Below are 13,417 nucleotides of genomic sequence, written 5' to 3'. Positions count from 1 at the left end.
GGTCTTAATCTTTATAATTGGTCTAATTTTAACAGCTTTTCCTTTCTTCAGGATCAACGACAGCGCAATGATACCCTATGATTTTGCGAGCATTAGAATCTTAGGTGTATTGCAGCGAATAGCCTTGTGTTATGGGCTTGCAGCTACCTTGATCTACTTCTTGAGTCCGAAAAAGATTTTAATTACTAGTGTTCTTGTCTTGCTTTCCTATTGGTTGGTTATGTTTCTTTTTGGCATTCCGGGTATGGATCCTTTTTCACTTGAAGGCAATGCAAGTGGGCGTTTGGATCTGTGGATTTTTTCTCCGGATAATTTGTATATGATGAATGGGGTACCTTTTGATCCGGAAGGTCTGTTAAGTACCTTTCCTGCAATGGTGAACGTCTTGTTAGGTTATTGGGTAGGTCTGCAGATTCAAAGAAGAGGAGGAGACCTCGAGACTGTACTTTGGTTGGCCATGTTTTCGGTAATTTTACTAGTTGTAGGTTACCTTTGGGATTATGGTTTCCCTATAAATAAGAAGATCTGGACAAGTTCTTTTACTCTCGTTACTGTCGGCTATTCCACACTAACCTTGGCGGTGTTAATGTTTGTTTTGGAGGTGCGGTCGATCAAAGGTTGGGCATATTTTTTTGAAGTCTTTGGCAAAAACCCCTTGGCCTTGTACATCCTATCCGGTGTCTTGGTAAGAACATTCGGCATGATAAGAATTGAAGGCCAATCTGTACGTCATCTTGCCTACAAAACCCTATATGAACCAGTTTTCCCTGAAGGTTGGGCGAGTTTTTTGTTCTCCATTTCTTTTATGTTGATTATTTGGCTGATAGGCTGGTGGATGGACAAGAATCGCTGGTACATCAAGGTTTAAGGTGTTCTAGCTGGTCCAAGTTTATTTAGCTGGTCCAAGTTTAGCGAAGCGTAACTTGGACCCATAATGCCGAAAGTTTCCAACTTTCGATAATTAGCGTTCAGGCTGTTATTAGCACCTAAATAGAAGGAAAACATCCCGTGTTAATGTTTGGGCTAGAGCCCCAGAGAGGAGTAAATTACTGATACCTATCCCCCAGCTAAAGCTAGGGGCTATTAAAAAAATGGTTTCATTATTTCAATTTCTGAATTCCACCCGAACCCATTGTTCAAAAAAAACAATTCAATAGGAATGGGCTTCAGCCCATTTATAAGATTGCATCGTAGAACCTGGCTTTAGCCAAAACATAGAGGACAGTAGGAGTTTTTAATATATCCCTTTCTCAAAGGGCTAAGGAGTTCTATTTGTTGAACGACACGTGCAAATGATTCGGCTAAAGCTCCAAAAAGGCGGCTAATTTACCATCCCCCAGCTAAAGCTGGGGGTTATTGAAAATAGGATTTCTTATACCTTTCCAAGAATCTAATCTGAACTCATTTCTCAAAGAAAACCATTCAATAGGAATGGGCTTTAGCCCATTTATAGATTAGCAATGTAGCAGGTGGCTTTAGCCGAAATTTAGAGTTAAAAAGGTTCTTTTAATAATCTACCTTTCCATATAGATAGTTCTATTTGTTGATCCTTAGGTTGACTTCGACTACGCTCAGACACCGGACTACAATACCGTTGGCTTCGACAGGCTCAGCCAGCGGTGGTGAATAATTGAGATAAAAAAGTTTACAGATAAGTGTTCCTACCAAAAAACGCAGCTATTTAAATATGCGTCTTTTACCTTTCCAATGCCTCTCGGTCCCAGTTTGAGGTATTGGCTGCTGCTTCATAGGTCGTATTTAGAAAATCAAGTAGCATTTTGTCGGGGTCCGAGGCCGATTGAACATCTTCATACTTCAAGAAAAACTCACCCATTTCCGGGCTGTAAAATGCCTGTTCGGGCAATACCTTTTGCTTGGCATAAGCTTCATCTCCTGGGTAAGCATACGCGTAATAAACAGGTATGGGGGAGTCTTTTGATCCCGGCCAAAAACCGGCACTACTTACCTCATGAGAATAGGCCTCCTGCATGACTTCCAATGGCATATTCGGAACTCCACCCTGATGTAATGGGGCGGTTCTTCCAGAAAATCGCGTTACAGCCAAATCAAAGGCACCCCAAAAAAGGTGTACTGGGCTGGATTTACCAATAAACCCACTTCGGAATTTATTGAATACACCATTTGACTTGAGCATGGCTTTCCAAAGTAGGTTGGCAGCATGTGGATTGTAAGGACTGATTGCCGTATTTGAGGTAAAGGGTATGGCCGGATCCATTTCGTTGGGTCGACCATGGATTTTGACATTTACCCCTATTTTAGCCAATTTCTCAAAGAGTTTGTGATAAAAATCAGCAACCGTACTTGTTGCTAAAGGGATATGTTGTGTCGGTGCATTGGCACATTTGATTTGTAGTTGGTGGTGTATAAAATCCAGCTCCAATTCAAAGGTGCCACCTTCAAAACAAATAGCATTGGTGGTATAACCTGCGGGAGAAATGTATAGGGTACAAAGCCAAGAGTGATTTAACCAAGGCATGGCCTTTAAACGGATCTTTCCAATTATTTGAAGCCATTGATGCATGGTTTCAACAGTTTCCTGCATTGTTGCAAAATCTAATATCGGCCATTCAGTTGATAGGTGCCTGCTCATGATTTTCAGGGTTAAATTGTTAGGGTAGGGAACAGCAATGATTCAATAGTTGTCATTTATTATAACAAAGTTGTCAACTAGAATTCAAAATACGGAAAATAAAAAACAATTCCATATTCTGTTTTTATCGATAACCTTTTGAATTTCAGTTCTCCCGGTATTAGAAATGATTGATTTTACAACCTAAGTTCATTGTATAATTCGGAATAATAAAAAATATCTTGATTGTATTTTTCAGGAACATTGCTGGTTATTAAAATGTGGTTTACTGTGTTGGAAAAATTTATTTATCCATAAATTGATGAGGTTTTATGATATAATACCAGTAAAATAGAATATATTATAAGTTTTTTTGTTTAATAAGCCATATTTTTATACATCCGAATAAATACTTCGATTTAAAAATCTTAATAAAATGGAAAACTTTTCTAGTTCAAATCAAAGTAGCAAAGGCCAATGCATTTCCATTTATTTTGTTTGCATTTCCTTGCTGTTTATGTATAGTACTCAGCTTAAGGCGATGGTTTTGAAAGTGAATTTAAGAAATGATTCCACGGGTCTGGAACAAATCGATACGATAAAAAAGACACCTAACTTTATTATCATATTCTGCGACAACTTGGGTTATGGGGACATTGAGCCTTTTGGCTCAAAAGTTATCCGTACTCCGGAATTAAATCGAATGGCCAAAGAAGGACGAAAATTTACTAATTTTTTGGTTACTGCTGGGGTTTGTACACCTTCCAGGGCTTCCATTATGACAGGTTGTTACGCTCAGCGGGTAGGCATGCATGTCAATCCCAGAGATGGTTTAGTATTAAGACCTATTTCACCTTATGGATTAAATCCTGAAGAAGTAACAATAGCCGAAGTACTAAAAAGTATTGGTTACAAAACAGGAATTATAGGGAAATGGCATTTAGGAGACCAACCTGAATTTTTGCCCACCAACCAGGGCTTTGATTATTTTTACGGGATACCCTATAGTGATGACATGACCCGAGAGGTAGGCTTGCGATTGGGGAAAAAGTTTAACGGTGAGAATTGGCCTCCATTGCCTGTGATGGAGAATGAGAAAGTAGTAATGGGAGGTGTTGATAGAAATTTACTGACAAAAGATTATACCGAGAAGGCTTTGGAATTCATAACTGAAAACCAAAATGAACCATTTTTTCTTTATTTGCCTCAGGCAATGCCCGGGAGCACGGCCACGCCTTTTGCTAGCGAGGCTTTCAAAGGGAAAAGTAAAGGAGGACCATGGGGCGACAGTGTGGAGGAGCTGGATTGGTCGGTGGGCCAAATAATGGATAAGTTAGCCGAGTTGGGTATAGAAGAAAATACCATGTTGGTTTTTACTTCAGACAATGGTGCACCAATGACTGAGGATCCAACAAGCATTATTAGGGGGACGAACCTTCCTTTGCAAGGACGTGGATACACAACCGCTGAGGGAGCCTTTAGAGTGCCTACAATTTTTTGGTGGCCGGGTACCATTCCTGAGGGAACGGTTAGTGAGGAAATGGCTACAACAATGGACTTTTTACCCACTTTTGCCCATCTGTCGCGGGCAGAGATTCCTCAGGATAGAATTATTGATGGAAAGAATATTCTTCCATTAATCTTAGGAAACAAAGGTGCCAAAACACCCCACGAGGTTTTTTACTATTATTATATGGATCAACTTCAAGCCATAAGATCTGGGGATTGGAAGTTATTTTTACCCTTAAAAGAATTTGTTCAACATCCTTACTTTAAAACCGGAGAAGAAAATAAACCCATTCTTATCGATGTGGTTAATGACGTTACCTCTTCAAAAAACCTGGCTATCGAAAACCCTGAGGTAGTAGATAGATTGACCGAATTGGCAGCCTTTGCCAAACATAATTTGGGCGATCGTAATAGGACAGGAGCTAACCAACGAAGGCCGGGAAGAATTACTAATCCGCTTCCAGTTATAATGAAGTGATTTGTCTAGGATCAATTCTAATTTCTTTTTAACGTAAAAGACACCTTCCTCTTTTTTGAATGTCACTTATACCAAAACAATTCTGTTGGAGCTTTTTCTATTCATTATGGATTTTTAGCAGGACTTGAAAACCACCGAGATGAGATGGTTTTAGGTATAGAAATTTTTTCTACGCAATTTATTGAATTACACTAATCGTTTATAGACCATTTTAATTGGGCGCTACATTTTTTTAAACCTAGAGTAGGTCTTTTTCAAAAATTCAGTTTTGAATTTGTCTTTCAGGAGAAATAGGTAATCTACTTTTGGTGTGTTGAAATCCAAGATTATTGGTTTGATTGTAAAATGCAAATTAATATAGTTTTGTTTGTAAATGAATTTTTATGGATTCTTTTGTAAATAAATATTAGAAGATGCATTAAAATTAAATCGAATAGTAACCATTCTATAAAATAGTACCTTAGATCTAGTAAAAAGTATTGGATTATCCTTTAGGGAATAATTAAATTTGGTATATAGATTATCGTAGTTCCAGTAGATGTCGCTTTTAATACAGATGATAAAATAATAATAAAAAAGCCGGAACTCATCCTACTGAGCTCCGGCGGTTAATTGATCCTATCCATTTATATCAATTCGCAATCTGAAAATGAATAGGAAATGCAGAAAAACTAAGTTTAATCCACGACCACTAAAGTATGAAAAAATTAATTTACAGGCCACTTACGAGATTATTAAGTTTCTTGTTTTTGGGGATCATGGCACCACTAATTTTTAATGGTCCCGGCTATGCCTCAGAAAGGGAAGGGGCATTAGCTAGTAAGTTCGAGAATCATATTAATAACGTGACATATGTTATTAATATAACAGGGAAGATTACTTCCCAGACTGATGGAATTGGTTTACCGGGAGTGAATATTCTGGTGAAAGGTACCTCTACAGGCACTGTCACAGATGTAGATGGTAATTATAAAATTACCGTACAAGATGAGGCAGAATCCTTAATCTTTTCGTCCATAGGGTTCATTACTCAAGAAGTTCCAATTCTGGGCAGAAGCCTTATTAATATTGCCTTGGAGGAGGATCTTCAAGGCTTGGATGAAGTGGTTGTAGTTGGATATGGTAGCAAGAAAAAAGTGAATTTAACTGGTTCAGTAGCCACAGTAACTAACGAAGCCTTAGAGAAACGGGCTGTTCCTAAATCATCCCTTGCTTTACAAGGGCAGATGAGTGGGATTTCAGTCAGGCAAAATTCGGGTAATCCCGGAAAAAATAGTGCATCTCTATTAATAAGAGGGCAAGGTACTTTTAGCTCAGCTGGAAATAGCCCTTTGGTTTTGGTCGACATGATTGAATCCTCCCTGGATGATGTAGACCCCAATGATATAGAAAGTATTTCCGTTTTAAAGGATGCTGCTTCTGCTGCAATATTTGGTTCCAAAGCAGCAAATGGAGTAATTCTTATTGAAACCAAGAAAGGGAAGTCAGGTGCTCCTGTATTTAGGTACAATGCCTATGTAAGCAGTCAAACCCCTACAATGATTCCGGAGATGTTGAACTCATGGGAATATGGGTTAGCTGTAAACGAAAACAACCGGAATTTAGGACAACAAAGAAGGTATACAGATGAAGAGATTGAGATGTTCAGGGCCGGTAATGATCCCGACTATCCGAATTTCGATCATATAGGCCATTTATTTGGTTCGGGTCAAGGTACAGAGACAAAGCATGATTTGTCTGTAAGTGGCGGTACTGCCGAAACACAATACATGTTTTCCCTGGGGTATTATGACCAACAAGGGATCATTCAAAAAACCAACGCAGATAGGATCAATTTACGACTTAATCTAGACAGTAAGCTTAATGATAAATTGAGTATCAGCGTCAAGTTAGCCGGGAATAAGGCGAGTAGTAACGAGCCGTCTGCTCCTTATGGTAATGGAGGTATAGGTAATATAATTGCCGGGGCCATGAGAAATTCGAATGCCATCCAAGGCTTTACACCAGATGGTTTCTATGGGAGAAATGAGACCTCTCATCCGGAGGCTGATTTGAATAGCCAATCTTTTGTTTCCGGCGAGAGTTCAGATATCTATACCAATGGTAGTATGATTTGGCAAATCACAAAAGACCTAAAGGTTACAGGTCAGGCAGGATATACTCAGGGACTTTCTGAAAGTAAAACATTCATTTCTACTTACCCAATCACCTCAACCTATGCAATTCAAAGAAACAGTTTAAGGACAGGCTGGTACCAAAGCTCGGCCTTGACCCTTCAAGCCTTTTTGGAGTACAATAAAACCATTGACAACCACGCTTTTCAAGTCCTCCTAGGAAGATCCGCGCAAGCTTATACCTCTAAGTACATGGGAGCTTTTAGGGATGATTTTCCAAACAATGAGATTTATGAAATTGATGCAGGGGCAACAGTTCGTGCAACAAATAACGGAGGAGCGGCCAGGAATACGCTTTCTTCTTATTTCGGTAGGTTAAATTATGACTTTCAGGATAAATACTTATTGGAAGCGAATTTCCGCTACGATGGTTCGTCCAGATTTCCTGAAGAAAGTAGATGGGGCTTGTTTCCTTCTTTTTCTGCAGGCTGGAGGGTAGCTCAAGAAGGCTTCTTCCAAGATGCATTTCCATGGGTTGCAGATTTTAAGATCAGAGGTTCTTGGGGTATGTTGGGAAATCAATCCATCGCTAACTACCCTTACCAGGACCTTATTGCTCTAGGCCAAAATTACCCGTTCGGAGGCTCGCTTTCGGCTGGTGGTGCGGTGACTACCATCGCCAACAAACAAATCACATGGGAAACAACCACGATGACCAATATTGGGGTAGATCTGTCCCTTTTTGAAAATAGGTTGTCATTTTCAGGGGAGTATTTTGTAAAAACTACGAATGATATCCTTTATCCGGTGTCTGTTTCCAGGCTTTTAGGGGCCACCCCTTCTGAATCAAATGCTGCGAAGGTGGAAAACAAAGGTTGGGACTTTGACCTTAGCTACAGAAACGCAATAGGAGGATTCAATTTCGGGGCTTCAGCTATTTTCTCGATAGTAAAGAATCAGGTATTGGAAATAGCCAACCTAGAAAGAGATATTTCGAGAGGCTTGTTTTTAGGCCACCCGATCGGGAGTAGGTATGGATTTGTAAGTGATGGATTGTTTGTTAGTGAGGCTGATGTGGATAGTTATGCTACGCAACCCTTTTCAAATTTGGCCATCCCAGGGGGGATTAAGTACAAAGACATCAGTGGGCCTGATGGTGTACCGGATGGTGAGGTGAATTCTACCTATGACAGAAGTGTGATAGGCAAACCTTTACCACTTAGTACTTATGCCCTAATTCTGAATGGAGATTACAAAAATTTTGACTTTAACATTATGCTGCAAGGTGAGGGTGGAAGAGATGCTTTTGTAACGCTAGGGCAATTCTTCTTCCCGTTGGAGAACAATAGCAATGTGCAAAGGGACTTTTACGAGAACCGATGGACGCCTGAAAATCCTGATCCCAATGCCGCTTACCCAACTATTATTGCTACAGCCTCAGGTTTCTACAATGCCAACCCGGTTGATTTCTGGAATCGGGATGCTACATTCTTGAGATTAAAAAACGTGCAGCTCGGCTACACCTTACCAGAAGACATAATTGGAAATACATTCCTTAGTAATGTGCGTTTTTACGTCACCGGTGAAAACCTCTTCACGATCACCAAATTCTATAAAGGTTGGGATCCTGAAATGCAAACGGGAGGAGCGGATTGGTTTTATCCGCTGATCAGATCCTATGTGGTAGGTGTAAATGTAAGGTTTTAATAAAAGATACTCAGATTATGAAAACATATAAAAAATTAGGCTTAGTTGGGTTTTTGTCTCTACTGATCTTGATCGGTCAAACCGGTTGCCAAGATTGGTTGGATGAGCAACCATTGGTTCAGTTATCAGAAGGATCCTTTTGGAACAGTCAAAGTGACGCCATGCTTGCCCTCACAGGTATTTATAATGGCAGTAACGTAGGAAATAACTCTTACAATAATGAATTATTGATTCTGTCCAGTGCTACGGATGATTCAAGCTATAAATTTGGCTCGGTAGGAAATATTTACAGTGGTTACCTGAGAGCGGCGGATACACAAGTGGTTTTGGCTATTTGGCAAAGGGCTTACCGGACCATCTTCAAAGCCAATTACTTCCTTGAGAATATTGAGCGGGTAGAAATGGACCAAACCCTGAAAGCAGAGTGGATTGCAGAAGCAAAATTCCTAAGGGCTTACGAATACTTTTACATGTCTTTGCTTTATGGAGGTGTTCCTTTAATTACCAATGTGTTGACCATTGAAGAAGCGAATACCCAAACCCGAAATTCAAAGTCGGAAGTAGTGAATTTTGCCATACAGGAACTTACAGCCGCGGCGGTTGATCTTCCTGCCAGCAGGCCTGAAAATGAAAAAGGCAGGATAGTCAAGGCGGCCCCATTAGGAATCAAAGGAAGGTTATTGATGATCGATAAAAAATGGGCCGAGGCAGTGGCTGTATATGAAGAAATTATTGCACTCGGGGCACATGAAATAGATCCTAGGTACAAGACAATCTTTGAAGAAGCAGGCGAAGGTAGTAGTGAAATTATCTTGTCTACCAATTGTATTGCAGGTTTATATGGGAATACCCACAATCAAAGGAACCATCACCCTGAATTTTATGGTGGCTACTCAGAAGTTAACCCCTATCAGGGCATGGTTGATGCTTTTTTGATGAACGACGGCCTTTCTATTGAAGAGTCACCATTGTATGATCCCGAAAATCCTTTCGATAACCGAGATCCAAGGTTATACGCCAGTATATTCCTCCCGGAATATACAGAATTTAGAGGTAGGCTATTTTTGGCGCATCCGGATAGGGCCAGCAACAATATCGCAGCGCTTCCGGGTTCCACTGGTTATGGTTGGAAGAAATATGTAACTGAAGATTATTCAGGTGATTTTGGAAATTCGGGGGATGATATCATCTTGTTGCGGTATGCAGAAGTACTTCTGAGCTACTTAGAGGCCAAAATCGAAAATGGAGACCCTATAAACCAGGATTTACTTGACCAGACCATCAATCAGGTCAGAGGAAGAGCAGAGGTAGGTATGCCTATGGTTACAGAAACAGACCCTGACATGCTTACAGAAATTTTGAGGCGAGAACGGAGAGTAGAGTTTTGTATCGAAAGAACAATCAGGTACATGGATATCCGAAGGTGGGGGATTTACAAAGAGGTGATGGACCGCCAATTTTACGGGATGAAACTGACCGATGATCCGGCAAATTATACGGATTACTCAGTAGAAACATCGGGGCCAATGAGCGGTCATTATAAGGTAATTGATAAAACAGGAAGCATTACTGAAGCCATGGAGTTGATTCCAATCCCTCTATCCGAAATTGATATCAATTCGGCATTGGAGCAAAACCCGGGTTACTAATTCAGTGTGTATTCTGAAAACCAGAAATAAACCACTAGCAAATGGGAGACGAGTCTTAGTGCTATGGACATCAAAATGAAATGGGATGGACCGTCTCCCAATGGGGTGCTTTTAAAGGCAGAAACTGAAAGTAATAAAAAATAATCAATAGTGTAAATGGTCGAAAAAAGAATAGTGCGCAGAAATTTTGTTAAGAAGCTTTCCTTCGGAGGGGTCGGACTGAGCCTTTTAGGACAGCCTTTATTTTCCATTGCCAAAAACCTTCCTAAGGAAGACCTAAAGGTAGGTTTAGTAGGCTTATCTGTTCATAGTGCAGCATTTTCAAAAATCCTAAACGACCCAAATAAAAAGAAAGACCTTTTTGGTTGCAAAATGGCGGCATTGTACCACCCACCTGGAAACCCTGATGTTGACTTTACTCCAGCGCAACTTAGCAGCTATCAAAAAGATGTAGAAGAGATGGGGGTCGCCATGGTTGATTCTATAGATCAATTAATCGATATGGTGGACGTAGTGATGATTGAGACGAATGACGGAAGACCCCATATGAAGGAAGTTCTCCCGGCCCTCAAAGCAGGGAAACCCGTTTTTGTGGATAAGCCTGTTGCAGAAGATTTGCAAGGTGTAGTAGATATTTACAAAGAGGCAGAGAAATATGGCGTGCCCATTTTTTCTTCTTCAGCTTTGAGGTACATGGAAAGTGTCCAAAATATCAACCCCTCTGAGGTAATAAGTGCCCATACTTTTAGCCCTGCAGCCTTGGAGAAGAGCCATACTGACTTGTTTTGGTATGGGATTCATGGTGTGGAATACCTATATACCGTAATGGGTCCCGGCTGTACGGAAGTGCAGCAAGTGCAACATTCAGAAGCCGAAGACCTGGTTATCGGACATTGGAAAGATGGCAGAGTTGGTGTTTTTAGAGGTATAAGGGAAGGAAAACGAGATTTTGGGGGAACGGTATTCAAAGAAAACGAAATCGTTGACCTTGGATCATTTACCGGTTACCGATCACTGGTAGTAAAGGTGGTTGAGTTTTTCCTACAGAACAAAGCTCCGGTGTCTGTTGAGGAAACCTTTGAAATCTATGCTTTTATGGAAGCTGCTCAGGAAAGTAAAAACAAAGGCGGTAAAAAGATATCCGTGCAAAAAACACTCAAACAAGCTTTAAAATAATCATTTTAACTGTTAAATATTTAATAAAGAGATAATTATGAAAAAATTGAATGTTGGAATTATTGGATACGGTTGGGTAGATACAAAACATATAACTGCGATAAACGCTGGAGAGTTTGCGCAGGTATCGGCTATTTTTTCCTCCAGAGAACATAATGATGCAGAATTAAGCAGCACTTGGGGTACAGACATTAAGTCGTATACAGACCTTGATGAAATGCTAAAGGACAGCAGTATAGATGCAGTCTCCATTTGTAGTTATACTTACCAGCATACTGAACATGCTTTGGCAGCCGCAAAGGCCGGTAAACATATTATTTTGGAAAAACCAATGGCCTTGTCCTGGGAGGATTGCAAAGAAATTGAAAAAGCGGTGAAAGCTGCAGGAGTGAAATTTTGTATTTGTTTCGAATGTAGGTGGTCCAACCAGTTTATCTCCACAAAAGAGGTGGTAGATCAGGGATTAATTGGAGACATACATTATGGGGAGATTGATTACCTACATGGTATTGGCCCTTGGTATGGACAATTTGAATGGAATGCGAAAAAAACCGGAGGGGGAAGTTCATTGTTAACTGCGGGTTGTCATGCTTTAGATTCCCTTTTGATGTTCATGGGTGCTGATGTTGAGGAGGTTACCAGCTATGACACCAAAACCAAAAGTGAGATTTTTGAGCCTTATGAATATACCACCACCAGTGTAACTATTCTTAAGTTTAAAAGTGGGAAAATTGCCAAATGTGCAGCAAGTGTAGATTGTTTGCAGCCTTATTATTTCCATACCCACTTGTTTGGAAGTGAAGGGTCTATTTTGGACAATAAATTTCATTCGAATAAACTAAAGTCTGATAAGACAAGGTGGAGCGAACTTTCCATGAAAATGTTGGACTCCGGAGATGTAGCTGACCACCCTTATCAATTGCAGTTTGACACCTTTTTTAAATCCATTAATGAGGGGGTAGACATGACTTTGACAGGATTGAAAGAGGCCATGAAAACACATGAAATCATTTTTGCTGCTGATAAATCTGCGGCAACAGGGAAAAGTGTAAAGCTATAATTGATGGATAAAATAGCCATGGCAATTGCAGCACATCCAGATGATATTGAGTTTATGATGGCTGGTACATTGGTATTGTTAAAAAAAGCAGGATATGAAATCCATTACATGAATTTGTCTTCAGGTAATTGTGGGAGCACTGAAACCGATGCTTTAACTACTGCCAGAGTAAGGCTACTTGAGGCTCAGAATTCCGCCAGAATATTGGGTGCAGTTTTTCACCCACCCATTTGTGATGATTTTGAAATTTTCTATGAGGTTGAAACGCTGAAAGAATTAACCGGGATTATTCGCAAAGTGAAGCCAAGTATTGTCCTTACTCATTCTCCCATAGATTATATGGAAGATCATATGAATGCTTGCCGTTTGGCAGTAACAGCAGCATTTGTAAGAGGGGTTCCCAACTTTAAAGCTTCATTTCCGGCAGTTTCCAATTACAATTGCGCCATATACCATGCGCTTCCGCATGGACTGCTGGATCCACTGGGTCAAAAAATAATTCCAGGGATATTTATTGACACAGGATCAGTCCATAGGATAAAAAGAGAGGCTTTAGATGCGCATAAAAGTCAGAAAAACTGGTTGGAAGACAGTCAGAAGATGGATTCCTATATTGCTGCGATGGAAGATTTTTCCACTAAAGTAGGTGCGATGTCGAATGCCTTCGTGCATGCCGAAGGGTGGAGAAGAAGGACCCATTTTGGGTTTTCAGAGTCAGAATTTGATCCGCTTAAATGTCTAGGTGAGGTTTATTCGCCCTGCAAAGTTTTTTAGACATCGAGGTGTAACATCATTAATTAACAAAAAAAAGATATGAGAAAGATAAGTTCAATAGCTCCGGATTGGTGGGATTACACTACCCTGGATTTAGGCAATAAAATTACCGATCAAATTGCCGGTATGACCCCGGCAGATATGATAAAGTTATCCAGACCCGGCTTTAAAGTAGTCTTTTATGATACCATAGAAGAATTTTACCTTGCCGAAGCCTTGGAATACATCACTACCTGGAAAAAAGCAACAGCTGATAATCCGGTAGGGATCTGCGGACCCATTGGTCCCACAGAACAATTGCCTCTCGTGGCAAGATTGGTGAATGAATTGCAAATTTCCTTAAAACATGCCCATTTTTGG

General features: G+C 40.2%; 9 protein-coding genes. 8 read left to right on the top strand and 1 reads right to left on the bottom strand.

Annotated features, from left to right (window positions below):
• Nucleotides 1-868: DUF5009 domain-containing protein (locus tag AAC037_RS07225; RefSeq protein WP_339902348.1), on the top strand; the 868-nt coding region annotated here is incomplete at its 5' end.
• Between the two features lie 828 nt (nucleotides 869-1,696).
• Here the strand turns inward: AAC037_RS07225 and AAC037_RS07220 are convergent.
• Nucleotides 1,697-2,611 (bottom strand): DUF5996 family protein, encoded by a 915-nt coding sequence (locus tag AAC037_RS07220; protein ID WP_339902347.1) that lies wholly within the window; start codon nucleotides 2,609-2,611, stop codon nucleotides 1,697-1,699.
• Between the two features lie 415 nt (nucleotides 2,612-3,026).
• On the opposite strand from AAC037_RS07220, the gene AAC037_RS07215 reads away from it, so the two are divergent.
• From AAC037_RS07215 to AAC037_RS07185, 7 genes are all read left to right on the top strand, one after another.
• Entirely contained in the window at nucleotides 3,027-4,577 is a 1,551-nt protein-coding gene (locus tag AAC037_RS07215) for a sulfatase (protein ID WP_339902346.1), read from the top strand.
• A gap of 698 nt (nucleotides 4,578-5,275) precedes the next feature.
• Nucleotides 5,276-8,398, top strand: a complete 3,123-nt coding sequence (locus AAC037_RS07210) for a TonB-dependent receptor (protein ID WP_339902345.1) — start codon at nucleotides 5,276-5,278, stop codon at nucleotides 8,396-8,398.
• Nucleotides 8,399-8,415: 17 nt separating this feature from the next.
• Nucleotides 8,416-10,047 (top strand): RagB/SusD family nutrient uptake outer membrane protein, encoded by a 1,632-nt coding sequence (locus AAC037_RS07205; protein WP_339902344.1) that lies wholly within the window; start codon nucleotides 8,416-8,418, stop codon nucleotides 10,045-10,047.
• A 156-nt stretch (nucleotides 10,048-10,203) separates the two neighbouring features.
• Nucleotides 10,204-11,223, top strand: coding sequence for a Gfo/Idh/MocA family oxidoreductase (locus tag AAC037_RS07200; protein WP_339902343.1), 1,020 nt, complete (start codon nucleotides 10,204-10,206; stop codon nucleotides 11,221-11,223).
• Nucleotides 11,224-11,260: 37 nt separating this feature from the next.
• A complete protein-coding gene (locus tag AAC037_RS07195; protein WP_339902342.1) occupies nucleotides 11,261-12,283 on the top strand; it encodes a Gfo/Idh/MocA family oxidoreductase in 1,023 nt (340 codons plus the stop codon).
• Nucleotides 12,284-12,286: 3 nt separating this feature from the next.
• The gene (locus AAC037_RS07190) at nucleotides 12,287-13,057 is read left to right on the top strand and encodes a PIG-L deacetylase family protein (RefSeq protein ID WP_339902341.1); all 771 of its coding nucleotides are present in this window, start codon (nucleotides 12,287-12,289) and stop codon (nucleotides 13,055-13,057) included.
• Nucleotides 13,058-13,096: 39 nt separating this feature from the next.
• A partial coding sequence (locus tag AAC037_RS07185) for a hypothetical protein (RefSeq protein WP_339902340.1) occupies nucleotides 13,097-13,417 on the top strand: 321 nt, incomplete at its 3' end.

The organism is uncultured Cyclobacterium sp. (assembly GCF_963976465.1).
In the GTDB taxonomy this organism is placed as follows: domain Bacteria; phylum Bacteroidota; class Bacteroidia; order Cytophagales; family Cyclobacteriaceae; genus Cyclobacterium.
This window is presented reverse-complemented; position numbering and strand designations above follow the sequence as displayed.